At 70.7% G+C, this 25,336-nt stretch carries 22 protein-coding genes and 2 pseudogenes; 10 read left to right on the top strand and 14 right to left on the bottom strand.

The window, feature by feature from the left end:
• Together P3T39_RS34825 and P3T39_RS34820 are read left to right on the top strand one after the other, a co-directional pair.
• Nucleotides 1-106, top strand: a pseudogene (locus tag P3T39_RS34825) (IS5/IS1182 family transposase); the annotation flags it as partial.
• Nucleotides 107-303: 197 nt separating this feature from the next.
• Nucleotides 304-738: pseudogene (locus P3T39_RS34820) on the top strand (transposase); the annotation flags it as partial.
• A gap of 250 nt (nt 739-988) precedes the next feature.
• Here P3T39_RS34820 and P3T39_RS34815 read toward each other — a convergent pair.
• Nucleotides 989-1,402: a hypothetical protein gene (locus P3T39_RS34815; RefSeq protein ID WP_280703300.1), complete on the bottom strand. Its 414-nt coding sequence runs from the start codon at nt 1,400-1,402 to the stop codon at nt 989-991.
• Between the two features lie 394 nt (nt 1,403-1,796).
• Here P3T39_RS34815 and P3T39_RS34810 point away from each other — a divergent pair, with 394 nt between their 5' ends.
• Complete coding sequence (locus P3T39_RS34810; protein ID WP_280703299.1) at nt 1,797-2,354, top strand: hypothetical protein; 558 nt, start codon at nt 1,797-1,799, stop codon at nt 2,352-2,354.
• A 138-nt stretch (nt 2,355-2,492) separates the two neighbouring features.
• On the opposite strand, the gene P3T39_RS34805 is transcribed toward P3T39_RS34810, so the two are convergent.
• Entirely contained in the window at nt 2,493-2,879 is a 387-nt protein-coding gene (locus P3T39_RS34805) for a hypothetical protein (RefSeq protein WP_280703298.1), read from the bottom strand.
• Between the two features lie 329 nt (nt 2,880-3,208).
• Here P3T39_RS34805 and P3T39_RS34800 point away from each other — a divergent pair, with 329 nt between their 5' ends.
• Nucleotides 3,209-7,315, top strand: coding sequence for a DEAD/DEAH box helicase (locus tag P3T39_RS34800; RefSeq protein WP_280703296.1), 4,107 nt, complete (start codon nt 3,209-3,211; stop codon nt 7,313-7,315).
• Entirely contained in the window at nt 7,312-8,586 is a 1,275-nt protein-coding gene (locus tag P3T39_RS34795; RefSeq protein WP_280703295.1) for a hypothetical protein, read from the top strand. Before P3T39_RS34800 ends, P3T39_RS34795 begins: the two co-directional genes overlap by 4 nt.
• Before the next feature lie 610 nt (nt 8,587-9,196).
• Here the strand turns inward: P3T39_RS34795 and P3T39_RS34790 are convergent.
• Nucleotides 9,197-9,451 carry a DUF721 domain-containing protein gene (locus tag P3T39_RS34790; protein WP_280703294.1) on the bottom strand — a complete coding sequence of 85 codons (255 nt, stop codon included), beginning with the start codon at nt 9,449-9,451 and terminating at the stop codon, nt 9,197-9,199.
• 246 nt (nt 9,452-9,697) lie between these two features.
• Between P3T39_RS34790 and P3T39_RS34785 the strand changes: the two genes are divergently transcribed.
• Nucleotides 9,698-9,952, top strand: coding sequence for a type II toxin-antitoxin system Phd/YefM family antitoxin (locus tag P3T39_RS34785; protein ID WP_280703293.1), 255 nt, complete (start codon nt 9,698-9,700; stop codon nt 9,950-9,952).
• Entirely contained in the window at nt 9,949-10,197 is a 249-nt protein-coding gene (locus P3T39_RS34780; RefSeq protein WP_280703292.1) for a type II toxin-antitoxin system RelE/ParE family toxin, read from the top strand. Before P3T39_RS34785 ends, P3T39_RS34780 begins: the two co-directional genes overlap by 4 nt.
• Nucleotides 10,198-10,422: 225 nt before the next feature.
• Here the strand turns inward: P3T39_RS34780 and P3T39_RS34775 are convergent, their stop codons facing one another.
• A complete protein-coding gene (locus tag P3T39_RS34775) occupies nt 10,423-12,261 on the bottom strand; it encodes a hypothetical protein (RefSeq protein WP_280703291.1) in 1,839 nt (612 codons plus the stop codon).
• 313 nt (nt 12,262-12,574) lie between these two features.
• On the opposite strand from P3T39_RS34775, the gene P3T39_RS34770 reads away from it, so the two are divergent.
• Entirely contained in the window at nt 12,575-13,156 is a 582-nt protein-coding gene (locus P3T39_RS34770) for a hypothetical protein (RefSeq protein ID WP_280703290.1), read from the top strand.
• A 129-nt stretch (nt 13,157-13,285) separates the two neighbouring features.
• Here the strand turns inward: P3T39_RS34770 and ligA are convergent, their stop codons facing one another.
• From ligA to P3T39_RS34755, 3 genes are all read right to left on the bottom strand, one after another.
• On the bottom strand, nt 13,286-15,322 hold the full coding sequence (gene ligA / locus P3T39_RS34765) for an NAD-dependent DNA ligase LigA (protein WP_280703289.1): 2,037 nt from the start codon (nt 15,320-15,322) through the stop codon (nt 13,286-13,288).
• A 526-nt stretch (nt 15,323-15,848) separates the two neighbouring features.
• Nucleotides 15,849-16,235 carry a hypothetical protein gene (locus P3T39_RS34760; protein WP_280703288.1) on the bottom strand — a complete coding sequence of 129 codons (387 nt, stop codon included), beginning with the start codon at nt 16,233-16,235 and terminating at the stop codon, nt 15,849-15,851.
• Between the two features lie 38 nt (nt 16,236-16,273).
• The gene (locus P3T39_RS34755) at nt 16,274-17,551 is read right to left on the bottom strand and encodes a hypothetical protein (protein WP_280703287.1); all 1,278 of its coding nucleotides are present in this window, start codon (nt 17,549-17,551) and stop codon (nt 16,274-16,276) included.
• A 668-nt stretch (nt 17,552-18,219) separates the two neighbouring features.
• On the opposite strand from P3T39_RS34755, the gene P3T39_RS34750 reads away from it, so the two are divergent.
• Complete coding sequence (locus P3T39_RS34750) at nt 18,220-18,768, top strand: hypothetical protein (RefSeq protein ID WP_280703286.1); 549 nt, start codon at nt 18,220-18,222, stop codon at nt 18,766-18,768.
• A 247-nt stretch (nt 18,769-19,015) separates the two neighbouring features.
• On the opposite strand, the gene P3T39_RS34745 is transcribed toward P3T39_RS34750, so the two are convergent.
• The 3 genes from P3T39_RS34745 to P3T39_RS34735 all read right to left on the bottom strand — a co-directional run bounded on the left by P3T39_RS34745 (nt 19,016) and on the right by P3T39_RS34735 (nt 20,672).
• Nucleotides 19,016-19,282: a hypothetical protein gene (locus P3T39_RS34745; protein WP_280703285.1), complete on the bottom strand. Its 267-nt coding sequence runs from the start codon at nt 19,280-19,282 to the stop codon at nt 19,016-19,018.
• Complete coding sequence (locus P3T39_RS34740) at nt 19,279-19,533, bottom strand: hypothetical protein (RefSeq protein ID WP_280703284.1); 255 nt, start codon at nt 19,531-19,533, stop codon at nt 19,279-19,281. Before P3T39_RS34740 ends, P3T39_RS34745 begins: the two co-directional genes overlap by 4 nt.
• 125 nt (nt 19,534-19,658) lie before the next feature.
• Entirely contained in the window at nt 19,659-20,672 is a 1,014-nt protein-coding gene (locus tag P3T39_RS34735) for a hypothetical protein (RefSeq protein WP_280703283.1), read from the bottom strand.
• A gap of 342 nt (nt 20,673-21,014) precedes the next feature.
• Between P3T39_RS34735 and P3T39_RS34730 the strand changes: the two genes are divergently transcribed.
• Entirely contained in the window at nt 21,015-22,439 is a 1,425-nt protein-coding gene (locus P3T39_RS34730) for a competence protein CoiA family protein (protein ID WP_280703282.1), read from the top strand.
• Between the two features lie 150 nt (nt 22,440-22,589).
• Here the strand turns inward: P3T39_RS34730 and P3T39_RS34725 are convergent, their stop codons facing one another.
• From P3T39_RS34725 to P3T39_RS34710, 4 genes are all read right to left on the bottom strand, one after another.
• On the bottom strand, nt 22,590-23,225 hold the full coding sequence (locus P3T39_RS34725) for a hypothetical protein (protein ID WP_280703281.1): 636 nt from the start codon (nt 23,223-23,225) through the stop codon (nt 22,590-22,592).
• A 57-nt stretch (nt 23,226-23,282) separates the two neighbouring features.
• Nucleotides 23,283-24,296, bottom strand: a complete 1,014-nt coding sequence (locus P3T39_RS34720; RefSeq protein WP_280703280.1) for a restriction endonuclease — start codon at nt 24,294-24,296, stop codon at nt 23,283-23,285.
• Nucleotides 24,297-24,374: 78 nt separating this feature from the next.
• On the bottom strand, nt 24,375-24,677 hold the full coding sequence (locus tag P3T39_RS34715; protein WP_280703279.1) for a hypothetical protein: 303 nt from the start codon (nt 24,675-24,677) through the stop codon (nt 24,375-24,377).
• Between the two features lie 156 nt (nt 24,678-24,833).
• The coding region (locus tag P3T39_RS34710; RefSeq protein WP_280703278.1) for a hypothetical protein at nt 24,834-25,336 on the bottom strand (503 nt) is incomplete at its 5' end.

The raw sequence follows: 25,336 nt of genomic DNA, 5'->3' as shown, positions 1-25,336 counted from the left end.
CGGCAAGGTCCGTGAAGCTGACGGCCGCAACGCGGAACCGAGCGCGGGCCTGATCGACTCGCAGTCCGTCCGCACCGCCGACACCGTCCCCGCTGCCACCAGAGGCGCTCGACCGCCCACCGCTTGGGCTGGACCTGGAAGCCGCGCTGGTCAGGATTCTTGCGGACGATCTCCAGGTCACGGCCGAGGATCTGGGCGGTCCACTCGACGAGGCGGCCGGCGAAGCCCTGGTCGGCCCAGACCTTCCGGACCCCGGGGTGGTCGAGCCTGGCCCACAACAGCGGCCGCTTTGCGCCGTCGCGGTCCTGGATGTTCGCCGCGACGATCCGCACGATCTTCGCCCAGCCCACCGCCGATGCGGTCCGCACCCAGCTCGACACCGTCGCCGACATGCTCGGCACCCAGTTCCCGAAGGTCAAGGCGATGCTGCTGGAGGCGAAAGACGACCTGACCGCCTTCGCGGTCTTCCCGGAACGACATTGGAAGAAGATCCAATCAACGAACCCTCTGGAGCGGATCAACCGCGAGGTCAAGCGCCGCACCGACGTCGTTCAGGTCTTCCCGAACGACGACGCGCTCCTGCGGCTGGTCACCGCCGTGCTCTTCGAGCTGCACGACGAATGGATCGCCTTCCCCCGCCGCTACCTGCCCGAGGGCAGCATGGACCGGATCTACCCCACCGAGCTCTCCGAAAGCGCCCCCGCGCTACCCAACACCACCAACGAGCCCACCGACTGATCGGCTACACCACGAAGGGGGACATGACCGCCCGCACTGCCGGACGGCGCCGACCAGGCGGCCCTGTAAGTGTCGTTCCAGGCTGTGTCGGTCTCGCAGGCCGGCGGGGTACTGCTCGTGGAAACAGCTCGCCGGACAAGACTGGCGGACGGCCTGTCGGCGGCGCTGGCGCCGTTGCGCAAGCCCAGGGCCGTGCACGATCCGGGCAACGGCTGTGCTGGATGGGTCCAGCGCAGCCGTTTCACTGTCCTCAGTAGGAGCCGGTACAGGCCCCGGTGGAGTAGCCGTTAGGGGAGTACACGGCTTCCACACAGGACCACGCCAGGTAGTTCTGGCCGTCCCAGACTCCACCGGACTTGTTCCAGTTTCCGGCACTGTAGTAGTTCCAGCCGCTGGAGCTGCTGCTGCCGTGGTCGTTGGAGGCGGTGGCGCGGCACACCCAGCCGGACTTGAAGGAGTGGGCCCATCCGTAGGCCCAGTACCGGGCGTGGCCCTCGTGGTAAATCTCCAGGGTGGTCTCGCAGCCGCCGACGGATGCGTGGCCTTCTTCCCAGGTCGAGCCGATCGGGATGGTGTCGGCTGCGGCGGGTCCGGCTGCGAGTGCGATGCTCGATGCAGCGATGGCTGCGATGGCGACTGCCCGTAACTTGGTGGCTGTGCGCATGTGCTGTCCTCCCCTGTAGGCCGCCGGGGTGGTGGGCGGCTGGAGAGCAGTCTGCCGACACCCTGTTTTTGCGTCAATTGTGTTGCTGTGATGCGCAGTTGATTGGCTGGTTCATTGTCCGGATGGTGCCGGCCGCGCGTGAGGGTGGGCCAGGGCGCGCGAGCCGTGATCAAATGGTGGTGACGCCAGCTTGTTGTGCCCAGGCGGCGATGCGGGCACGTTCCTGATCGGCCCAGACCGTGGACGCTGGCGGCTCTCGCTCAGCAACTCCCGTTCGAGATCAGCGTCATCCTCGGGAACTGACCGCCTCCGCCGGGCTCGTCGACCTGCGCCTGGAGCAGCAGCGCGCTGCGCCCCGGACGCCCGACGAGGACAGGTTGGTTGGGGGCTCTCCGTGGAGCTGCCAGCGGTGATCGAGTTGGTCGGGAGGGTCGCCCAGGGGCACCTCACGGCCGACGAGCTCCGGGAGGGACTCCGCAGGTTCGCCGGGGAGATCGGGGCTCAGTCCAGCGAGTTGACGCGGATCGAGCTGGGCGGTGAGGAAGAACCGCTCTGGGTGGAGGACTGCCCAGCCAGGTGCACGGTCTGCGCTGAGGCCAAGCCTCAGTTCGAGGACATCAAGGCCGACGCCACCGTCCAGCGGGAGCGCCTCAAGGACCCCGCGAACTACCCCTACGCGGTCGGCAAGCACACCTTGCACCAGAGCGGGTGCAAGATGGCGCAGGCGGCAGCGGGAACCCCTTGGGACGACATGCCGGGGCGGGTCGCCTCCGACATGGAAGCCTCAGGCCTGAGGCAGTTCGCGCACAAGGGCTACCGGAACACGGGTTGGTCAGCGCAGATGCAGGTGATGACCGCCCAGGAGGCCGCCCGGTGGACTCGGGACCGTACCGGGCCCCGGGGTGGAACCCAGTACAAGGTGTGCCGCGTATGCCGTCCCCCCACACCCTGAGATGCCGAGGCAGTCGCGTTCGTCGAACACGGCCCGCGCCGGCATGCTCGTGGTGGCTTGCTCGGTGAAGTGGCCCAGGATCGCGTCCGGGGCCAGCACGCCGGGCGCGGTCGTGTCCTGTAGTCGGCGGGGTCCGGGTCAGTTGCGGCCGGTCGCGTCCATGTCGGTGATGATCCGGGCGAACTGGTCCGCGTCGCTGACGGTCGGCAGGTTCATCTCCCCCACGAACTGGGTGCCGACCCGGCCTGCGAACTGCGACCCCGATGCCTGCTTGTCCTTCCGGAGCGTATCAGCGAGGTCAGCAGGGACATGTGCGTACTGGGAGGCCAGGGCGACGAGGTGCTCGGGATCGGCATGCTCGTGCGGCACGCCACCTTCCCAGACGGTCTCGATGACCTCCTCGTACGAGTCGGCAGCCGGCTCGTCGAGCACCTGCAGGAAGTACGTGGACAGGGGGCCGTCCCAACCGATGCGCACCTCACGGCCAGCCGGTGCGTCGTCAAGCGGAGTCAGCTCGTGAGCCATTGCGGTGTTAGCCCTTCCTCGGCGGCTTCATTGCGGGACCACGCTACTGCCCGGTCCGCTCACCGCGCCGGGCCTTTGCCGTGAGCGAACCACTCCTTCGGAGGTGGCCCGATCGGTGGCACTGGTTGACGAACGGCAGCCTGCTCGGACACGGCAGACCGGAGGGTGGATTCGGGCCGGCGTGTCCGTGTGGCACGGGAGAATGCGGTGTTCCGCTGTTCACGCCGCCCTTGGAGTGTGCTGTGCCGGTTGACTCCCGCCGCTCTGTTCCCACCCCGTCCGCAGGGTCCGCAACCGTCGATCCGGCGAGCGCAAGCCGCTGGGAGGTGATGCCGGAGAAGGCGTTCTCCACGGCGTTGCAGAAGAGCGTGGAGACCGGCCGCCGGGACACCGCGATGGCACGGGAGGTCGTACGCCGGGTTGCGGCCGGGCAGGTGCCGATCCGGGACGCGCAGGCCCTCCTGCTGGGCACGAGCGACGAGGAGTGGCGGCCGGCCCGGGAAGCCGTCCTGCGGTGGCTGACCGGTCGTCCGGAGTTCGCGTCAGCGGTCCTGGCCACCCACGCCCAGCTGGTGATGATGCCCCCGGCACGGGCCGTAGAGGGGAAGTCCGGCCCAAGCGGGTTCTCCTGCCGGGCCGCCATCGACCTGCCGACGGGGACGGTTGAAGGCCCGAGGAGGCACGGGTCGAACCGGAAGGCCACCCGGCAGCAGGCGATGCTGGCGCTGCTCGCCCAGCTCGCCGGGATGGAGCTATCCGCCGCCGAAGACCGGTCGGCAACGCCCGAGGCGCCGCAGCGGGTCGTAGAGGCGATTCCCCGCGGCCCGCTGGAGGTGTCCCGGTGGTCCGGGCTCGGGCGCGACCAGTTCTCCAACGCGCTGGCGAAGCTCGTCACCTCCGGTGTGCCAGAGCCAGGCCTGCAGGAGGAGCTGGAGGACCGGGCGCTCGTCGGCCGGGTCTCGCCCAAGGACTGGCTGGTCGTTCTGACGAAGGGCGGACCCGAGTGGCAGGGCATCAAGGAGCTGGCGCTGCGCACCACCCACGAGGTGCCGGGCCTCGCCGGGAACATCATGAACCTGCTCCGGCAGCAGAGCGGGGCGCCCGCGGTCGAGTACCGCGAGGACCGGCACGGCCCCGCACACAGTCCGGAGTTCGAGTTCACCGCTTCCCTGGACACCGGGAGCGGCCCGGTCAGCGGCCGGCCGCAGCGGGCCACCGTCAAGAAGACGGCGCAGGACCGGGCCCTGACGTCGCTGCTGGCGGTGATCTCCGGGACGCCCGATCCGCGGGAGGACGACGAGCGGTTCGAGGAACTGCCGAAGGCGTTGCGCCGCAAGGCGGGGATCAACCCGCTGGTGGCGCTGAACGGGGCCACGGTGGCGGGGCTGGTGACCACCCCGGCGTACGACTTCGACATCCTGCAGGGGATGCACCGCTGCCGGGCGCGGGTGCTGATGGACGGCCGGATGGTGGAGGCCATCGCGACGGCGAGCACGAAGCAGGACGCGAAGTCCGCGGCGGTGGGCCGCCTGCTGGTGCGCCTGCGGGCCGCCTACCTCGACCCCGACTCGGCGGCACCCGTCCCTGAGACCGGATCGGTGCCCGCTCCCCGTGCTGAGATGTCGGCGACGAAGGCTAACTGGGCGAGCGCCCGCGAAGCCGTCGCATGGGCGCTGGACTCCGGGTGCGCAGTGCTGTTCCACCCGTCCTCACCCGGCCGGCTGCTGGTCTACCGGCCCGACGGCACCCCGGTGCACAACGCCGCACCGCCCGCCCTGCTGGAGCCCACCGCGGCCGACGTCGTCCTCCTCGGGCCGACCGGCAAGCCCTGGCGGACCACCGTGCAGGCATGGGCCGCTCCGCTGGACCTGCTCCTGCCGTTCCTCACTGGCCCGTCCCCGGCAGCACACCCTTCGGTCGCGGGCTGGGCCACCGTGGCTCGCCTTGCGCTCCAGGTGGTCGCCGCCGGTGCCGTGATCCCGTCGATCGACCAGTGCGGCCGCGACGTCTGGCGCCCGGCTCCCAGCACGGAGCTGGACACCGGGCTGCGGCGCGTGGCGGCCGCGTTGCCGCCGTTCGCCCACGCGGTCACCGCCGGCACCAGCCCACTGCGGATTCACCCCGCGCTGTCGGCAGCGGAGTCCGTCCTCGACGACCTGGTCGAGGTCCTGGTGCGCGGACCGGGAGCCGCCCTGCTCCACGGGGAGGGTGCCTTCGCCTCCGCTCCCGGCCTCCAGGACCCGGAGGTCCAGCGGTGGGCCGACGAGGTGGAGCGGGACCTCGATCCGCTCCCGGAGCCGGAGCTGGTGCTGGCCGTCCAGGCACCGGGCCCCGGCGGTCCGTCGCAGCGTGACGGCGAGCCGGTGCTGCTCGCCCGGCTGGCCGTCCGCGACAGCGCGACGCCCGGTCCACTGGCGCTGGGACATGGCGCACGGCGAGTGCTTCGCCGCGGGGCGGCAAGCTGGCCGCCGCTGGCGCGCCTGGCCCACGCACCAGCGCCGGAGGAAATCGAGCTCAGCGTCGGCGAGGCCGCCCAGTTGCTCGGTGCGGCGGCCGAGCAACTGGAGGACGCCGGGATTCACCTTCAGTGGCCGCCGGAGCTGGCCGACGCGCTTGGCTCCTACACCGTCGTCGGGTCCGGCTCGGCGGCCGCGGACGGGCGCGGCCTGACGATGGAGGCGATGCTCGACTGGCGCTGGCAGCTCACCATCGACGGCTCCGACCTAACCGAGGCTGAGATGGACCTGCTGGCAGAGGCCGTCCGCCCGCTTGTCCGTCTGCGGGACCGCTGGATTCTCGCCGCCCCACTGCTCCTGGCGCGTGCCCGGGCCCGGCATCTCGGCCAGCTGCCCACCCGGGAGGCCCTCACCTCCGCCCTGGCCGGCTCCCTGCTCGTCGACGGCTCGCTCGTGCCGTGCCGCCCGGCCGGTGGACTGGCCGCGATCGTCACCGCCCTGCGCTCGGGAGACACCGCGAGCCCGCCCGTCCAGCCGCCGCCGGGGCTGACGGCCACGCTGCGCCCCTACCAGCAGCGCGGCTTTCAGTGGCTGGTCCAGCTCTCCGGACTGCACCTCAATCCGCTCTTGGCCGACGATATGGGCCTCGGCAAGACCCTGGTCACCCTGGCGTACGTCCTGCACCGCCGGCCGGCCGCCTCACGCCCGGTCCTGGTGATCTGCCCCACCTCCCTGCTGGACGTCTGGGAAGGCGAGGCGGCGAAGTTCTCTCCCACGCTACGGGTAGTGCGATATCACGGCCCGGGCCGCTCGCTGCCCCCGAACCTCGCGGCGGGCACCCTGGTGGTCACCACCTACGGCACCCTGGTCCGCGACGGCGAGCAGCTCGCCGGGACCGACTGGGACCTGGTCGTGGCCGACGAGGCCCACACGATCAACAGCGGCACCAGTCAGGCGTCGGCCGCGATTCGCGCCCTCACCGCGGATGGCCGTCTCGCGGTCACCGGCACCCCGGTGGAGAACCGCAGCGAGGAGATGTGGGCGCTCCAGGACTGGCTGAACCCGGGCCTGCTCGGCAGCCGCAAGGCGTTCCGCGAGCGGATCGGCCGCCACACCGCGCGCGATGCCGACGGCGACGCGGCGCAGCTGTTGAGGCGGATCACCGGCCCGTTCGTCCTTCGCAGGCTCAAAACGGACCCCGAGATCGCTCCGGATCTACCGTCCAAGGTGCAGATGCTGCACCCGGTGGCGTTGAGCACCGAAGGCGCCGCGCTGTACGAGGCGCTGGTGCGGGAGACGCTCGAGGACCTGCAGAGCCGCCCACGGGCGGCCCGGGCGGGGAGGGTACTGGCGCTGCTGCAGGGCCTGCGGACGATCGTCAACGACCCGGGTCTGTACCTGGGCGAGTCGGTGGAGGACATCGCGGCGGACCTGACGGTGGCCCGGGCACGGTCGGCGAAGCTGGACGTCCTGCTCGACCTGGTGGCCAAGGCTCGGGCCGGAGGCGAGCAGGTCATCGTCTGCGTCAACTACCTGCCGATCGGGAACCTGCTGACGGCGTGCCTGAACGCGGCCGGGCACCGGGCGGAGTTCTTCCAGGGGTCGACTCCGCCCAAGGTGCGAGCGCGGATGGTCGAGGACTTCCAGGCCGGGCGCCTGCCGGTACTGGTGCTGTCGGTACGGGCCGGCGGCACCGGGCTGACGCTGACCGCCGCCACCGAGGTCATCCACTTCGACTCCCCCTGGACGAGCACCGCCCGCGACCAGGCATCCGACCGCGCATTCCGGATCGGGCAGACCAGGACAGTCCATATCCGGCGCCTGGTGGCCCGAGGCACCGTCGAGGAGCGGATCGAACGGATCGTCACCCACAAGGGCACCCTCGCCGACGCCGTACTGCCCGCCGGGGAGAACGCCTTCGCCGACATGGACGACCTGGACCTGACCGCACTTGTCACCCTCGGAGGACAGGGCCGATGACCACCGACACCATGCCCCCAGCCACTACGGGCGATCTGTTCGCCGACGCCCTGATGCAGGCCGTCACCGCTTCCGCCGGACGCCACCACGGCCTCCTGGACGCCACCCGGACCCTCCCCCACACCGCGTACACCGGCCAGCTCAACACCACGGTGACCGCTCGCGTCCGGGCCACCATCTCGGTCCCGGACTCCACCCGGGCCCGCACCTCCTTGTATCTGGGGTTCCTGACGGAGGAGCAGTGGGACCAGGCCGCCGCCGGGCTGACCGCCCGGCACGAGGCCTTGGGCGCGCTCATGTCCGGCCGGGTCCACCCCGACCTTCTCGACCCTGCCCACACCGCCGGGCACGCACTCGTTCCCGCGGCCGTGGGCTTCGAGTGCACCTCCCACCCGCCCACCGCCGGCCACCCGGAGGGGCGGCTGTGCGAGCATGCCGCCGTCCTCGCCCATGCCCTGGCCGGCCGCTTCCGCACCCAGCCCTCCGCCCTGCTGGCGATCCGGGGCTGCTCCCTGGGGCGGTTGGCGGCCAAGCTCCGCACGGCCCTGACCTACATCCGCCGGCCCGCCGCCGGCATCGGAGCGCCCCTGCCCTCAGGGGTCCTGCCGCCGACGGGCACCGACAGCGGCTCGGTGCGCGCTGATGACGCCTACAGCCTCTGGCAGGCAACCGCCGACCAGCCGGTCTCCGCGGCCGCCGCCCCAGCAGTGTCGGCGCCCGGGTACCGGCTGCCCGAGCCTCCGCCGGGGGTGAGTCCCGGCATCGCGGGCATGGTCGCCGCCGCTGCCCAGCACGCCCAGGACGTCCTGCGCGGCGCCGCAGTCGAGGAGCTGGACGTCCTCACGGACGCCGTCCGCCACCTCGCCACCCCTGCGGGGGCTCCGCTGCTGGGGGCGGTCGCCGCCCGGCTGGGGCAACACCCGGCCGAGGTGCGGTCGCTGGTTCTGGCGTACCGGCACGGCGGCCCGGTTGGGGTCCGGGTCACGGCGGAACCGCTGCCGGCCGATGACGAGACCGTCGAGCGCGGGATGGCTGCCATCATCACGGCGCAGCCCACCGCGCGCGGTTCGCTGCACGCGAGCGGTAACCGGATCACCAACGACGACGCCGGGGTGCAACTGCGACTTGGTCCGGACGGCCGCTGGTTCCCGTTCGCAGTCGGCCTGACCGGAGGGTGGCAGCCGGTGCCAGGCCCATCGCACGACCCGGTCGCCGCGTACCGATCGGGTCGCACCGTGCGGCGGTCTGGCCCACGTCGGTCGCAGCCCTGACCGGAGCCGGGATCGCAGTCGCAGCCAGCAACCCGGCGACCGCCAGCGCCGGCCGGGAGTCGCAGACGGGTTAGCCCCGGTACGACCGGGCCCCGGAAGAGGTGCACCGTCGCCTGCCGGGCACGCGCGGGTCGGCCCCGGCCTGACGGCGCGCGGGCTGGCGTACACCGCAGCCGGTGCCAGGGCTGATCTCCGCGCCGATGCGAACGCTTCGCCGGTACGGCGGACCCGGGCCGGCCGGTATTCCGTCGGAATACCGTGTGCGGCAGGGAGAAGTCTTCGGGTCTCCAGGTGAGGTGCTCCTGCGGTGGCCGCAGTCGCATCGGCCGGCCGGGCCGTCGAGAGCGTCGGGTGCGACTGCGACAAGCGGGCCGTCGGATGTCGCAGTCGCAACCGTCGCAACCCGGGTACGGCGAAGTGCGACTGCGAAGCCCGCCTGCCAACGGGTCTGTGGGACCTTGCCGTCGCAGCCCCGGCGACGTGCGACTGCACCGGTCCGCCCCGGGCACGGTATTCCGTCGGAATACCTCAACGGGGCGGCACTCGGTCCTCGGTGCCCGGTCGCCGCCGAGCTCTTTCGATTGTCAGGGCGGGCTCGCGATTTCTCCGGCTAACGCTGTTCGGTGCCGTGGACGACGTTGATACCGGTCAGTGGGGCGGCTGGTAGGCACCGGTTCACCCGAGCGGTCAGCGGACGCTCCAGGAGCCGGACCTGCCTCCGCCAGGCCCCGCTGTGGCAGGCGACGTGGAGGCGGCCCTGTCCGTCCAGGCCGAGCGGAGAGACGTTGCGGGCGATGTCCTCGCCCACCGCGGGCAGCCACCAGCTGTCCAGGGCGGCGAACCACCCGGGCGTGCTCAGACTCATCCCGCCAGCTCCTTTCACGGGCGCGAACGACGCCCTGCCCCGTGCCTACCAGAGGTGGAGTGTCGGCACCAACATGGCGGCCCTCGGGCCCACCGATCATCCCGAGGCCTCCGCGAGGGGTCTGGAGGGAGTTCATTCCCGACACGGCTGACCGGACGGTACAGGCGGTCTTGCACCCTGCACTGCCGCCGCCCCACTTACTGCGATGTTCCGCGCGGAAGTGCGCACTACTGCTATTTTCGGTGTATGGACACCTATCCGATCACCGAGGCCCGCAACAAGCTAGGGGCCCTGGCGCGGCAGGTCAGCGCCGAACAGAAGCACATCGCTCTCTCGGACCGGGGCCAGACCATGGCCGTCCTGATCAGTCCGGCCGAGCTGGAGGAACTCGAGTACCACCGGGCCACCGCGCAATACCTGGCGCGCAAAGCACGCGGTGAGACCGGCCCGGGTGTCGCCCACGAGGAAGCCCGCCGACAGGTCCTCGGAGAGGCTTCGTGACCTACGGCATCGTCTGGGAGCCCGAGGCCCTGGCCGTGGCGCAGAAGTACGCCGCCGACGACCGGCCGGGGATTCAGCAGGTCTTCCACGCAGTCGACCTGCTGGCCGACGACCCCCGTCCGGCGGGTGCCTTCACGGTCGGGACCAGCGGCATCTACCGCATCCAGGTCGGGTTCTACCGCGTCCAGTACGAGATCCACGACCTGACGGTCACCGTCACCGTCTTCCACCTCGGCCGGGCGTGACCCGCTCGACAGCCTCATGACGAAGCCGGTGGGGGCACTGTCCGTGCCTCCACCGGCTTCGTCGCGCTTGAAGGTCACTCGGCACCGCTCGTGGGCACAGGCCGGGCGGCGGGGCGCATCGATGTCGCAGACCGCTGGACACCCCAGGTGGTCAGGTGCCGGTTGCCGGATGGTCCGGACCGGCGTCGAGACGCGAACTGGCCCGGAGGCCCAAATGACGGCCAGTCAGGCAGCCGTGGTCCCGGGGTCCGGCAGGACGAGGCCGGGGATGTATCGCTCCCCCTTGCTGAGAGCGATCCGGCGCCCACCGGGGACATCACCGATGGCCTCCTGCGAGCCCGTCATGACCTGGGACAGGGGACCTTCACCGCGGGCCGTAGCGGCGAAGAGGTCCAGCAGGTAGGCCCGCACCGCCTGATCGTCGGGCGCGTCGCTCAGCCCGGCGAGCGCCGCATCGACGACCAGCAGCCCAGGAACACTGCTACCGGTGACCTCCCGGCCAACTTCCCGCAAGGACACCAGCGCATTCAGCTCCACCAGCGCCAACGTCGCCCCTGCCACCGACACCTGATCGAAGTTCTCGCCGTTGACCACCGGGGTGAAGCCCGCCTCGGCGATGTAGGCGTGACGCCACTGCGCACCGGCGCTGGCCATCCGCCGCGCGAAGTGCACCGACCAGCGCTTGAGGAGATCAGTCAGCCGTTCGCGGGCCTCAGACTCCGCGTCCGCCAGTACCTGAGCGGCCCGGCGGACCTCGACCTCCAGCCGCTTCACCGCCTCCTGCTGCGCCGCGATGGCATCGACCAACTCGTCGACCCGCTCCCCGAGCTGCTCGGCCAACACGGCGAGTTCCTGGACCCGCTTCTCGAGCTCCACCACCGTGCGCCGCAGCGGCTCCACGGTCACCTCGGCATAGCTGTCGGCCGCCCGATACGCATCCCGCACGGCCCGATGCGCTTCCGTCGCCTTCGCCCGGGCCTCCTTCGCCTCCTTACGCAGCAGCTCGACCACCCGCTTGGCATCCTCGACGGCCTTCTTCGCCGCGATCAGCCGCTCGTCCTCTGCAGGCCCCTGGGAGCGGCGGTTCGGGTCATCCTCCTTGCACATCGGACAGACGTGCTCGGGCAGACCAGCGGTACGCAGCCGCTGCCGACAGGTGGGGCAGGCGGCCGGGTCGGGGGAGCGGAGCTGGGCGAGGCGGCCCTCGGCCTCACCGAGCCGACGAAGCGCTACGCCGAGCTGCTTCTCGGCTTCGGCTGCGGCTCGGTCGGCGGCGTCCGCGGCGGGGTGAGCCTTCTTCGCGGCGTCGCGTAGTTCCTGGAGTGTCTTGTTGGCCTTGCTGAGTTCGGCGGCCGCCTCCCGGGCGGCGTCGCGGGCCCGGGCCAGGTCCTGCTCGGTCTGGTGGCGCCGGTGGGTGAGCTCCTCCGGCGTGCTGAAGCCGAACTTGGCGCGGAGGGCTTCGAAGCCAGCCAGAGCACGACGCGCGGCCCAGAGTTCGCGCCGCGCCTCGCGTAGGACGGTGCGGGCCGCCTCGATGTCGTCCTCGCGCAGGCCGAGCATGGCGCGTACAGCGAGCTCGCGCAGCTCCGGCTTCATCCCGCCGAGGTAGGTGGCGCCGGCGCTGGCCTGCCGTACGTACATGAACGGCACGATGTGCTCGAAGGCGAGCTGTTTTCCACCCTGGCGCAGGGCGGGGATGCCGAGCTGCTCCAGCAGGAATAGGGACGCGGTGGGACGCTCGGGGTCGCGGGAGACCAGTGGCAGGCGCAACGGGGCTTCACCGGCGCTGATGTGCTCGAATTCCACGCCGCTGCTCGCAGTGTTGCGTGTGATCCGCCAGCGGGAGTCCCCGATCGACAGGGTTGTCGAGAGCCGGGTGCATGCCTTAACTGCGGGCATCGACTTGAGGAACGCGGCCGGGCCCATGGCGAGGAACATCGCTTCGAACCCGGTGCTCTTACCCGCGTCGGTCTCGCCGTGCACTGCCGCCCAGGTGGCCGCGAGGAGCCGCTCGGCCTCCTGCCCGTTGACCTCGAACCGCTGGGACTCCACAACGATCTGCACGGGCAGCCTTCCTGAGTCGCGGCGGCACTATTCACCGCGTGGCCCAGGAACGTTCGCTTGCGATCATCGGTCACGCCCGGCGGCCGGAGAGCACTGGATCGCGTGGCGCTCCGCTCGGAGTGTTGACGCTGACCGGCCCACTCGCGGTGCCCGTCGGCCTTCCCTCACAAGGCTCAGCCCCACCCGGTGGCCTTGCCGGGCGGAGCTCCAGTAGGTCGGACGTCGCCCGGCCAGCCTGCTGTGAGTCTCTACGCTGACCAGCGCGAGATCGGCTGCCGACCAGTCCGGCAACGCGACGTGAAGGAGACCTGCGATGGGACGCACCAAGGCACAGCACCCGCGGCGCACCCGGCCCGCTCCCGCATCCGCGCCTGCGGCCGACGCCCGGGCGGCGGCCGGCAGCCCGGTGGTCATCGACGGCTTCCACAGGTTCCATCCCGAGGCCCGTGGCTGGAACATGGAGCGGTGGCTACTGCCCTCTGGTGACGGAGACCCGGACCTGGGGCAGCACGCCGCGACCGAGTTGCAGGAACACCTCGACTCTTCCTCGCAGGTCACCCTCAGTCAGGCCGGGGCACTGCGGGACAGCACGGTGACGATGCACTACTACCTGGATGCGGGGTACGACGATGATCCGTCGTACTTCCAGGGAGTTCTCTACAGCCCGGCGGCAGGCTGGTTCGCCGTTGAGCGGCTGTGGAGCGAGGACGAGGACGAAGGTGAGTTCCCGGATGATCCCCGTGTCTGGATCGCCCCCACGATGGAGGAGCTGATCCCCCAGCTCCAGGGCGGTCTGCCGGATCTGCGGGCCGGCCTGAACGTGGAGGACTGGGAGTGCGGCTTCGTCAGCCACCACCTGCGCGATGCGCTTGCGGCGGTTCCCGACCGCGCGTGACGTTGGCCCGGTTCCGGGGTGCGGCTCCGGAACCGGGCCGTCCTTGAACGAGTCGGCCCCGGCCTCATTGAGGAGGCCGGGGCCGACGTGCACGCGGTGAGGGAGAACGCCGGTGCCGTCCGGGCTGGGTCAGGGCAGGTAGTCGGCGACCAGGTCGGCGAACTCTTCCGGGGTGAGGATCTGGATGCCCAGTTCTTCGGCCTTGGCGCGCTTGGAGCCGGCCTTCTCACCGGCGACGAGCAGGGCGGTGCGCTTGGAGACGCTTCCGGACGCCTTGCCGCCGGCCCGCTCGATGAGCTCGTTCATCTCGTTGCGGGACAGGGTGGCGAGGGGGCCGGTCATTGCCCCGGTGACCACCACGCCCTTCGAGGCGAGCGGCCCTGTCTCCTCACCTTCGCCTACGGCGGCCGGGGCTGCCGCAGGCTCGGTGACGGTGGTGCCAACTCCGGCGGCAATCAGCTTGTCCAGGACCGGGGCGAGTTCGGTGAGCTCGGCGACGACCATCCGGGCCTTCTCGGTGCCGATGCCATCGACCGCGGCGAGGGTCTCGGCGTCGGCTGCCCGGATGGCCGCCATACTCCCGAAGTGCGCCGAGATTCTGCGGGACATGGTCCGTCCAGTGCCCCGCACCCCCAGCGCGCAGAACACCCGGTTCAGGGCGGCGCCGCGGGCGGTCTCGATCGCGGCCAGCAGGTTGTCCGCGCTGACCTCGCCCATCCTCTCCAGGGTCAGGAGCCGGGCCTTGTCCAGGGTGAAGAGGTCCGCCATGTCGGCGACAAGACCGGCGTCGACGAGCTGGACGGCCCGGGTACGGCCGAGCCCCTCGATGTCGAGCTGGTCACGGCCGGCCGCGTAGAGGATCGACGCCACCGCCTGGCAACCGCGCCCCCTGACGCACCTCCAACGCTGCTCGGACGCATCGATAGAGTCGCCGCACCTCGGGCAGACCTCGGGGAAGACGATCGGCTTCTCGGCGCCGGTGCGCTGGTCAGCGAGCGGGGCCTCAACACGGGGAATCACGTCGCCGGCGCGCAGCACAAAGCAAAGATCACCGATCATCAGGTCGCGGCGGGTAATGTCGGCGGGATTGTGGAGGGTGGCGTACGTGACGGTGACGCCGTCGATCACGACGGGCTCCAGGACAGCGCGCGGGGCGATGATGCCGGTGCGGCCGACGTTCCACTCCACATCCAGCAGCCGCGTCACCTGGTGCTGAGCGGCGAGCTTGCGGGCAACGGCCCAGCGCGGTGCGCGGGAGCCGGACCCCGCCTGCTGCTGGTCCTGCGCCGAGTCGGCCTTGACGACCACGCCGTCGATCCCGAACGGCAGCGAGCCGCGCATCGCGGTGATCTCCTCGATCCGCTGCCGGACCTGCTCCACGCTCGCGCAGCGCAGCGGGGCGGCGTCCGTGCTGGCGGCGGTGTTGGCGCCGAGCGCGGCCAGCGCCTCCAGCAGGGCGCTGTGGCCGAGGTCGCCGAAGCCGACCGCGCCGTAGGCGAAGAATGTGAGCTCGACGCGGTACGGCCGGTCCTTCGCCCGCAGGGTCCCCGCGGCTCCGCTGCGCGGGTGCGCGAACGGGGTGGCACCGTGCGCCGTACGGATCTCGTTCGCGGCCTCAAACTGGTCTCCCGTAAGCAGCACTTCGCCCCGCAGCTCGACGTCGAGCGGCTCGGCCAAGCGGGCCGGGAGGCCGAGTACGGCGTCGGCGGCGTGGGTGATGTCCTCACCCGCCAGGCCATCGCCCCGGGTCAGCATCTGGACCAGCCGCCCCTGCTGATAGCGGGCGGCCACCGCCAGGCCGTCCAGCTTCGGCTCCACGCACCAGCCGTCGACCGGCCGGCCGAGGCGGCGTTCCAGCCCGGCCGCCCAGTGGGTCAGTTCCTCGTCGGAGAACACATTCTCGAGCGACAACATCGGCACCGAGTGCGGTACGTCCCCCACGGCCGCGCCGCCGGCCACCTTGCCCGTCGGGGAGTCGGGGTGCACTTCGTCGGGGTGCTGCTGCTCCCATGCCTCGATGGCGCGTACCAGGGCGTCGTAGTCGTCGTCGCCCAGCGGGGTGCTGCCATCGCCGTAGTAGGCGCCGGCAGCGCTCACGGCGGCGGTCACGGCGGCGGCGTAATCAGTGAAAGAGGCCAGGTCAGCACGGCCAGCAGGGGATGTCATGGGAGTAATCATCGCGTGCGGGACTGACAGCGACGGGGGTCGCGTACCGTCAGGATCGGGGCGGGCTGTCGGCGATCCATAACCCGCGCTTGCCCGGCCAGGAAGCCGACAACCGCAACGTCCCGTTCGCCACGTGCGGACGCCCGCAAGCGGGGAGACACCTGCTCTTCGTGGCCTTGTGCAACGTGCTGCTGCTCCTCGCAACCCCAGGCCAGAGCGCGGCAGTGTGCCGCAGTTGGCGCAAGGCCCCGCGGACGGTCGCCGTCACTAGCGTTGCGGTCATCGCTGCTGTCGATGGTCAACCTGGTCGTTGTTGTGGGTCCACGACTGTGGTGCACCGGGCAGGTTGGCAGCAGCCGGTTCTGGATCACGATGGTGATCACGGGGCTCGGCGGCTATGCGTACACGCATACCGGAGCTCACAGGGCTCGGCGGACAGCATAGGCACTGCTTCTCGCCCCCACGCTAGGACGGCACCCCAGCATGTGCGAGCGCGAGACGTGCCGGCAGCGGCTGGACCGCGGCTTCACCCGTGGCGGAGGGGAACGGGGCCGCCTGGTCGTGTCGCACCTGGGATGCGGACGCGGGAGCTGTCCTGGCCGACCGCACGGGGAGCGGGCGTCGCCCAGCGGTCGAGACGCGGCAGCGGGCCGTCGGAGAAGAAGAACCCGTACACCCGGTCTAGGTAGGTGTAGAGCGCGGTCGTCGACCTCATCGGCACGCCGGTGATCCTCTCCCACTCCGGAAGGGTGAGCTCCTTCGTGTCGATCAGGGTCCGCAGGCCTTCGCGGACAGCAGTGGTGTACGTCGAACTCGGGTCGCTCAGGCCGCCCTTGAGATCCGCGACGTGCTCGATCCACTTGCGGCTGAAGGCGTTGGTGACGAACTGGCGGACGAAGGGGTCCAGTGCCAAGGTCAACCTCTCGGGTCGGCGTGAACAGGGGGGACGGGTCACACCAGCAGCCCGGTCGGGGCCTGCGAGTATCGCTCTAGCGCCAGCAGGACGGTTCGACGCACGGCGGCATGCTGTGACGGCCAGGTGTCGACGAGCCGGCCCGACGGCTCCTGGTAGGGATACAGGTGGGCGCGGGCGATCGCGAACAGCTCGGGGTGACGCCGGCACAGCTCGTCGTCGGCGGCCTGGATGGCGCCACCGAGGGCCGTCCGTCCGGGGGCCGTCTGCTCCAGCACCATGACGGTGTCGCTCAGTGCCAGGCGTAGCCGCTCGCATTCGTGGGTGCGTTCGATCAGGCGGGCGAGCGCCTGGCGGCGGCCGGCCAGTTCGTCGGCCGAGCCGAGCGGCATCCGGCCCGACGCCATCGCGGGCAGTGCGGACAGCCGGCCGGTCGGCTCGCAGTGAGCGGCCGGGGCCGCCACCGTGCACAGGAAGTCCAGCTGGGCGGCCCAGGTCTCCAGCATCATGGGGTGGCCGAGGGCGTCGGCCCGGCCTCCGGGCTGGAGGGCGTCACGCACCACTACTTCCCGCTGCGCGTCGGCCGGAAGGCCGAGCAGGCGCTCCACCTGCGGGCCGACCGGGGCCTTCAAGCGGCCCGAGGTGACCATGCGGCGCACCCGCTCGTGAAAGGTTCCCTGGTCCAGCAGGTCGGCATCCACACCGGCGGCCAGGGCGTACTCGGTGACGAGCTCCCGCCGCTCTGCCTTCAGGAACCGGGCTACCCAGGCGCTGGCCAGCCGCTGCGGATCGGCATCCTCCGCCGCCACGGCCGTCATCTGCGGGAGGGAGGACTTCCTGATCCGGTCCGCGAACTCCCGGGCCTCCTTCAGGCGACGCCGTACGGCGTCGCGGCGCCGCTCCAGCTCCCGGTCCCTGGCGCCAGTGACGAACTGCGCGCTCTCGGCGCGGATCTGCAGGTCGTGAGCAGCGCGCAGCAGTACGTCCAGCGTCTCGTCGATCCAGTCCGGCCCGAAGAGGAGGTCGGAGACGCCCTCGCCGGCCTGGCCGCAGGCCTCCGTGATGACCACGTTCTCGTAGGCGGCCGCATCGACGGCCATCACGTCGGCGAGGGCGTCGGTGTCCTCTTCCCACGCCCAGTCGTCCACGTCACGGAACTTCATCCGCAGGAGCGCGCCGCGGCGGCGGGCTTCGGTGGCCGAGAGCAGGGCCTGCCAGGTGGTGGCGGCCTGGGGCCGCAGGCCGAACCGGACCTCGAGGTAGCGGTGGGTCCGGGCGCGGTGCAGGACGGGGGAGGGCTTGTCCCTCAGCGTCACGCACCGGTCCCCGCCACGGGTGCCGCAGGTCGGGCACGGCACGGTGCGGACGTCGGACGATGTCACTCGCCAGGTGCCACCTTGGACGGGCGGGCGCACACCGAGCCTTTCAGGTACGGGCACGGGTCTGCCGCGCCGACGATATGAGTCGCCCGTATCGTCGCCAAGCCACCGGAGCGGCACCAGTCGGCGAGCCGGACGTTCAGCATGTTCACCTGATCGGTGGAGCTCCGTCACCCGCTCAGGTGAGCGGCTGCGGTTCCTTCTCCGCTGTATCGGTGACTCGCCAGCGCTCACCGGGCATCCGCAGTACGGCCATGGCAGGTCCGGGTCCGCGCCTGAGCAGTGGTGGAGCAGGAACGGGCCCTCCTCCGCATTTCGCTGGTACGACCAGCCGACGGCCCCCACGAACTGGCGCTCGAACTGTCGGATGCCGTTGCCGTTCATCACCGGCAGGGCCGCGATGTCCAGCCCGTCAGGAGGATCGGGCCACAGTCGCACCGCCAGCCCGGCCCGCTCGAAGGGGTGCGCCACCGTAGCGCGGGGGTGGTGGAGCAGCTGAAGCAGCACCCGCTTGTTCCCGTGCAGCAGGTGAGGGCCCGAGCCCCTCAGGTGTCCCCGGACGGGCGGGAGCCTGTCTAAGTGATCGTCGGGAGGAGCACCGGGCGGTGCTCCGCGAGCGCGTGCTCACCGTCCGCACGATGGGCCTCACCAGTGGTGGGGCCTGGCACCGCTCCAGCGAAATCGCACACCGGTACCGTCTCACCATGACCCCCGCCGAACTGCAGCAGCTTCTTGTGACCCACCTGCCGGATGTCCCAGGAATCGCCACAGCCGATGTATGGCCGCAACGCCCGTACGGACTGACCGTGACGCTGGCCGGCAGCGGAGCGAACGTGCACTGGATGGTCACCGGCGCCTCCGGTGTCGCACCGGCCGCTGGCGACGACCGCCTCGCGCCGCCGGCGCTTCCCGACCTGACGACGTCCCCGACCCAGCTCGCCGATGTCGAGCTGGCCCTCCTGGCCACGCTTGCCCGCTCAACCGAGGGTGTCGTACGCGCAGACCGCTACAGCACCCGTGCCCAGCCACCTGCTGTTGTCTTCGGCGCAACGGTCGACTGCACCGACGGGTGGAGACTCTTCCTGTCCGCCGTCGGGACATCCGCCCGCGCCGGCGACCGGCTGCGCCCCGTCACAGCAGGCGCCACCGCGTAGCAGAACAGGACTGTGTTCGGTCACACCCGTGCAGCATCGAGTCCCTGGGCAGGTCCGGGGCCGGGTGGTCGGTACGGGGGCCGTTGGCCAGCAGGCCGCGCCCCAGTGGGGCTGTGACGGCGGATCAGCCTCAGAACTCAAGGTGGACTTGAGTTTCGACGCCAGGGCGCAACGGAAGTCCACTCCAGCTGAAGTTCCGAAGCGGGCGCGCACCAAGCGGTTCGCTCGGCGGAGCGGGAAGTGGTGTTCAGAGGATGGTGAGGGTGATGATCCACAGGTGGGGCACGGGCGGGTCCGGGAGGATGACGTAGTGGGCGATCGTCTCCGGCAGGACGATCTGCCGGATCGTGTCGTCCAGGTCCTCCCGGTCGCTTGGAGGCCAGGACCACGGGTCGGCCATGGCCTGCTCCAGCGCAGCCTGGAGCACCTTGCGCTGCTCAGGGTTCAGCGCGGTACGGATCAGGGTGCCGGCCTCAGCTGAGAAACGGGCCTGGAAGCGGGGGTCGGTGCTCACTGGCCGAAGACGTCGTCGAAGGTCAGCACACCGTCTTCGGGCCGGCCTGCGGTGTTCCAGGAGTGGTAGGCCGCGGCGGTGTGGGCGCTGGCGCGGGCGATCTGCTCGGCGCGGGTGCCCTGGGCGGCGAGGTGATCGGCGGTCAGGACCCTGGCCAGGTAAGTGTCGAGGTCAATGCCTGCCTGCTCGGCCTCCTGCTGGAGGCGAGCGACCAGGGCATCGTCCAGACGGGCCGTCAGCTCAACAGTCATGACCCGATGGTAGCGACCAAGGCCCCGACTCCGGCAGATGCCGCTGTCCCAGAGGTACGGCGGTCCACACCGGCGGCCAGGCCGAAGACCTCCGATCAGGGGGCAGGCCGCCTAGGACGACCAGGTCAGAGCTGCAGGAAGTAGCCGCCCTTCTTCGCGGCCGCGATCGCGGCGGAAGCTGGGCTGTCGACGCCTGCGGGGATGTGCGGGTAGACGCAATCGAGCAGGTCGTACTCTCCCTCGTCGTCGCCCCCCATCGTGCCGAGCACAGCGCAGACCGGATCGCTGTCCCCGCCGGCTACGGCCCACTGGCCCGGCCAGTCGGGGTGCTGGTCGGTCACGTCGATTCCGCAGTTCTGGCAGACGGCTGTCGGCTCCCGGCCCGTCAGCTCCTGGGCGGGACCGGCATCGGCCACCTCCACAACGTGCCCGACCCGCTGCAGGGACTCGAGGCGGCCGAGCCGCGACCGGTCGCAGGACGGCCCGAACTCGTGCTCCACGCTCACCCAGACGCCGGGCCAGTGCGGATGCCGATCGGCCACCAACATGCCGCATCCGGCGCAGGCCTGCACGGCCAGGCCGTGCGACTGGAACAGCGCGAGGGTCTGCGGGGACACGGTCGCCGTGTACCGCCCGCCGGGGGACTGGCCGTCGACGAGCGGCGCGAGGTCGTGCAGGGGCAGGTCCTTCTCCGCCAGGAACGCGTCCTCCCACGTCTCTAGCCCGGCCAAGGGAAGGCTCTGTGTCCAGCCGATCCGTGGCACCGTCGTGGTCGACGGACGGTGCACAACCTCGATCCCCGGATGGCGATGTGCCTCGGGCACGTACTCGGCCAGGGCCCGCCGCAGCTGCTCCACGGCCTGGTCCCGGTCGTCGGCGTTGAGCCAGCACGTCTTGACCAGCTCCCGCAGCTGCATCCGCGGGTACAGCGTCACCTCGTACGACCAGCCATCCGGACCTCTGCGGATGCCCCGCTCGTACTCGCCCACTTCGTCGAAGAAGAAGCACGACAGGGCACCGGTCCCCTCCGCTGCGGCAACCGCGTCGGCCACCGTCGGGTACGTATCAGTGAAGGCGTCCCAGGGGGTGTCCAGCGCCCCGAAGTCCGCCGTCGAACCGAGGAACGGCATCCGCGCCACTGCGGCATCGTAGGAGGGTGCGCCCGGCCGCACCGCCGATGGCCGCTGCCTCACCTTCTTGGTGGCCTTGGCCGACCGTCTCTGCTGTGCCCTCTTACCCATGCCAAACCCCGTCCCGCGTTTGTGGCGATACCTCCCTCTCAACGCCATCCAGCCACTTTCGTCACGTCTGACTGATCTGCCCTGCTATGGCGGGCGGGGTCACCCGGCACCAGTGGGCGTTGCCGGGGAGGGCCGACCGCCTACATCCCCGGTACGGCAGCAGCCGCACTGTCAGTGGCCACTGATATCCCAGCACTGCGCAGCGCGCACGTCCTGTCACTCTCGGTGAAATGAGATGCCGTGTCCTTCACCGCACTCCACCCCGACGCCGGCCGCCTGGACGCCACCGACCCCGAGCTGGGATGCGGCCTGGCCTGGTCCTCGATCTACAAGGTCCGGCCCCGGATCCCGCTGACCTGCCCTGACTGCGGCCACGGCGTCCACGCCCGGCGCTCCACGCGCGGGCTGCGGCACTTCGCCCACGACCGCCAGCGGCCGGAGCACTGCGAGCTCGCCGAGGAGTCGATGGAACACCATCTGCTCAAACTGCAACTCGCTGGCACGATCCGGGAAACGGACTGGATCGCCGAACTCGAAGTCGCCGCCCCCGACAGCTCCTGGCGCGCCGACGTCATGGCCACCTCCCCCGACGGCAGCCGCCGGATCGCCTGGGAGGCACAGCTGTCCCCGATCACCGTCGACGACATCCAGGCCCGCACCGCGCGCTACCTCGACGCCGGGGTGGAGACGTGCTGGGTGACCACCCGCAGGGAAACGGCCTGGCTGGGACAAGTGCCGTCGATCCGCGTCGACCCGGAGGACGACCGATGGCGTGTCGATGACGGCGTCGCCGGATTCGACTACGACACCGGCCGTTGGAGCGTTCAGCCCATGCCACTGCAGTCCTTCGTGACCTGGGTCCACAGACGAGCCTTGGCCTTCCACATCATCCTGCCGCGCTACCGCCGGGTGCACCGCCCGGTTGACCAGGACTACGCCCGCCGCCCCGTGCTGTGGACCACTAACCGGTCCACCGAGGCGGAGGCCCGGCACGAGCGGATGCGCCAGCGGCAGGACGAACGGAAGAAGGCCTGGCAGGAAAAGCAGGCGGAACTGGAGCAGCAGCGCGAAGAACGCGAGGCCGAGGAGGAGCGGCTCCGACTGGAGGCGGAAGCCGCCCGCAAGGCCCGCGACGAGCGGCACCGACGGCTGCGCAACGAGCACCAGGAGCTCCAGCGGGACCTCGACACCTTGGTCCGCCGGGGCAGGTGGGCGCTCGACGATCGCCGAAGGGAACATGCGCTCGAACAGCGCCGGCTCCAGGAGGAAGCCGCGGCCAGGAAGCGCGAAGAGCAGCGTGCGGCCGACCTCGCCACCGGCCAGGCCTGGTGGGGCGTGCTGTCCGCCCAGCAACGGACCGACCTCAACGAGGCCGTGACAGCTGCGGCGTGGAAGGAGCTGACCACCCGCGCGGAGATCAAGACCGATGAGCTCTGGCCCCAGTACGCCTACGGGAAGGTCGCCCGGTTCCACGGCCGGCGTCCGGGCGTGTTCGGGATCATCCGACCTTGCCCCGAACTCGCCGCCCGATGCCCGGACCTGCGACACGAGCGGATCTTCGTCCGCAACGCCGGAGAGGCTCGACTCCTTGTCGAGGCCGGCCTGGATGCCGCCCACATCACCGACTTCGGCCTGCCCGACTTCGAGCAGACGGCTCTCTGCTGACACGTAGTTGGTCCAGGCGCCGATTGGGGGGCCGATCAGACAGGGGCGTTCTCCTCGGCCGCCGAGTAGACGGCGCACCCGCATCTCGTTGCCCGGCGCCCCGGCGCCCCGGCGCCCGCCCAACGGCGCGCCCCCGGCAGCCGGTGCGCATCACCAAGGAGTGGACTCACCGCCCTGGCTAACGAAGCGCCAGCCCTCGCCCGGGCGCTGCGGCGGAACGCTGAGCCGGACGTTGTCCTGGTCGTCAACCAGGAGAGCACCAGCGGCATGCAGGTGATGCATGTGGACCCAGACCCTGTGCTCGCTCCCCATGTGGAAGCCGCTCCGGCAGTTGAGCTTTGGGCAGATCTCGGCATGCCGATGCACACTGCCATCCTCGTCGTGGGCACTGCAGGCCCCGGCGAAGCTGGCGAAGTCGTCGATGGTGATCACACGCACCCGCGCCGAAGGCCCATCTCCCTCAGCCACCGGGATGACACCCGACTGGATCCGGTCGTCCAGGTAGGTAGCGGCGATCGGCACCCTGCCCCGGTACAGCGGCAGTAGAAGCTCCTCGACCCGGGCGAACCACAGCCGGGTGTCGTCAGGCGCCGAATCCTGAAGGGCGAATCTGCCAGATACAGGGTCGGGCATCAGCCACTCCCGGTACCCGGCGAACGGAGGGCTCGCGTGAAACAGCGGATCCGCCCTGATTAGCCGCTGCTCTCGACGCGCTCGCGCCAGCTTGGCCGCCTGCTTGTTCGGACCACGCCTGGGCGGTCGGTTCTCTGACACGGCCACGATCATTCCGCCTCCGGCCGCCCGGCCTGGTGAAGGCGGCGGCGTGGCGGCGGATGATTCCGGTCAGGCGACTGCCGGCTGGTCGCGTGCGGGAGCTTCGGCCGCGGGCAGGCCGAGGATCTCGTGCACCGGGTCCCCCCAGGTGGCCCAGCGGGTCAGGACGGGCTCGGTGATCAGGTGAATGTCCTGGTCACGCCCGAAGGTGAAGGCGTCATAGGTGAACCGACGGTTAGTCATGGCGACCACGATGTCCGCCCCGTGCACCTGGCGGGCGGTCCCGTTCAAGGCGTGGAGGGTCTGCGGGTCGACCTTCGCACCCGCCCTGCGGTGCTTGCACTGGACCACGACCCGGCGCCCGCACGCCGTCTCCGCGATGACGTCGGCGCCCTGGTCCCGGGCACCGCCACGCTGGCGGACGATGGTGAGGCCGTCACGCTCCAGCAGATCGGCGGCCAGTTGCTCGAACTGGGCGTAGTCCATGGTGTGGATCCGGTCCAGGCTGATCGCGGCTTCCGAGGCCATGAAGGTCTCGCGCCGCTGGTCGAGCTCGCGCCGCTCGCCGATCCGGTCGGTGAAGTCCTTGAGGTTCGCGAGAGCTTGGTCGCGGACCTCCTGGATCTTGGCGTCCAGGTCACCCAGCCTGTTCAACGCGGGGGAGCGCCGGGCCTCCTCGGTGTACTGGTTACGGAGTGCCGACCCGATGCCTCCAAACAGCTCCTCGAAGAGGTTGAAAATCTCATCCTCGACGCGCTCCATCGCGACCCGGGCGCCCTCCAGTTCCCCGTTGAGGTGCTGGCACAAGGTGATGAAGGAGGACTGAGCCGTCTTCCACTCGTACTCGAAGGTCGACGGGTCACAGATGTACCCAACGGTCTCCTGCTGCCGCTCCGCGATGAGCTCACGTTCTCTACCGGCCTCGCGCAGAACTCTGAGCACGATGTGGAGTTCCTCCTTGCGCAGGAAGGCGGCCAGAAGGTCGTCTTGAGTTGCGGCGGCTATGCGCCGACCCATCGTGCGGCGAAGGCCTCGGTCGGCGTAGACCGGCGGCTGGACGGCCTGATTGCGGTTGATCTTCACTGCGGGAGGATAACGACTCGCTACGACACTCTGACCTGCGGCAATGCTGCCGACCAGTCCGCGCACACCATCGGGCCTCTACTTCCCGACGTCCTGCCTCTGCTCACCAGGACGCCCTCTGACCCCGAGTTGCGCTGCCCCGGTGGGCAGGGTCGCCGTGGCGCCCGTCGGGAAGATACCGGCGGCCATCATCGGACTCCGCGCCCTCGGCAGAACGATGCCCCAGGTCCGGGCGGCCGGTCCGGAGCGCAGTGTCCACGACGTGGAGGTGGTCTGGGTCAGCCATCCGTCCACCTTCCAGGCGGGGTGGGGCCCGGCGCCGACTTCGAGGACGCACCGCAGGAACACCGAGCGACCGTCGCCCTCCACGTCGAGGTCCACGACCGCTTGGCCATCCCGCAGACGACCGCCGCCGAGCTGTGCTCCGCGAGCGCGCGGAGGTGTCCGGGCGGCCACCGCCCTCGCGGTGCAGCGGCTCGCCGTGCTGGACGACCGGCTGCGCGCCCTCGATGTTCTCCAGGCCGCCCCGACCCAGCCCTACACCTGCCTGAGCTGCGGACGGAAGCACGTGCGGCAGTCCCGATCGGGGAAGGTCTCGCGGGTGAACGCCTCGTAATTGTCCGCGTAGACCTGCTCCCACAGGTCGCTGCTGTACTCGACGGAGCGCACCGGCTCGCACGCCTGCATCCCGAGTTCGTGGACCGTGAAGTAGGGGAACCGGTGCCGGGCGGCAGCGGCCCGAGGGTCTGCTCCACAGACGGCGACGACCGGGTTGACCCAGATCCGGGCGACCCCGCCGGCGCGGCCGTCCAGGTAGAGGAAGCGGTGCTCGGAGAGCCACTCCAGCTCCGCCCACAGCAGTTCCTCGGCCCGCTCGAACTCCTCGGCCACTTCCGCGACATCCACTCGCACCGGCGCATCGCCTTCGAGCCGGGCGACCAGGTACGACTGTGAGGATGGTCGGGTGCCGCCCCGGGCGGTGGTCTGGCCCGAGGTACGACTGGCGCTTATGCCTTGAGTTTGATCTGCCGACCACTGCC

Source organism: Kitasatospora sp. GP82, from assembly GCF_029892105.1.
In the GTDB taxonomy this organism is placed as follows: Bacteria; Actinomycetota; Actinomycetes; order Streptomycetales; family Streptomycetaceae; genus Kitasatospora.
Note: the sequence above shows the minus strand (reverse complement) of the source record. Positions and strands in the feature narration are given on the sequence as shown.

What these genes read in the sequence shown, in the direction of transcription:
- P3T39_RS34815 (WP_280703300.1), bottom strand. Translation starts at nt 1,402, where the DNA reads ATGCGCACAGCCACCAAGTTACGGGCAGTCGCCATCGCAGCCATCGCT.
- P3T39_RS34805 (WP_280703298.1), bottom strand. Translation starts at nt 2,879, where the DNA reads ATGGCTCACGAGCTGACTCCGCTTGACGACGCACCGGCTGGCCGTGAG.
- P3T39_RS34800 (WP_280703296.1), top strand. Translation starts at nt 3,209, where the DNA reads ATGCCGGAGAAGGCGTTCTCCACGGCGTTGCAGAAGAGCGTGGAGACC.
- P3T39_RS34795 (WP_280703295.1), top strand. Translation starts at nt 7,312, where the DNA reads ATGACCACCGACACCATGCCCCCAGCCACTACGGGCGATCTGTTCGCC.
- P3T39_RS34790 (WP_280703294.1), bottom strand. Translation starts at nt 9,451, where the DNA reads ATGAGTCTGAGCACGCCCGGGTGGTTCGCCGCCCTGGACAGCTGGTGG.
- P3T39_RS34785 (WP_280703293.1), top strand. Translation starts at nt 9,698, where the DNA reads ATGGACACCTATCCGATCACCGAGGCCCGCAACAAGCTAGGGGCCCTG.
- P3T39_RS34770 (WP_280703290.1), top strand. Translation starts at nt 12,575, where the DNA reads ATGGGACGCACCAAGGCACAGCACCCGCGGCGCACCCGGCCCGCTCCC.
- ligA (WP_280703289.1), bottom strand. Translation starts at nt 15,322, where the DNA reads ATGACATCCCCTGCTGGCCGTGCTGACCTGGCCTCTTTCACTGATTAC.
- P3T39_RS34740 (WP_280703284.1), bottom strand. Translation starts at nt 19,533, where the DNA reads ATGACTGTTGAGCTGACGGCCCGTCTGGACGATGCCCTGGTCGCTCGC.
- P3T39_RS34725 (WP_280703281.1), bottom strand. Translation starts at nt 23,225, where the DNA reads ATGATCGTGGCCGTGTCAGAGAACCGACCGCCCAGGCGTGGTCCGAAC.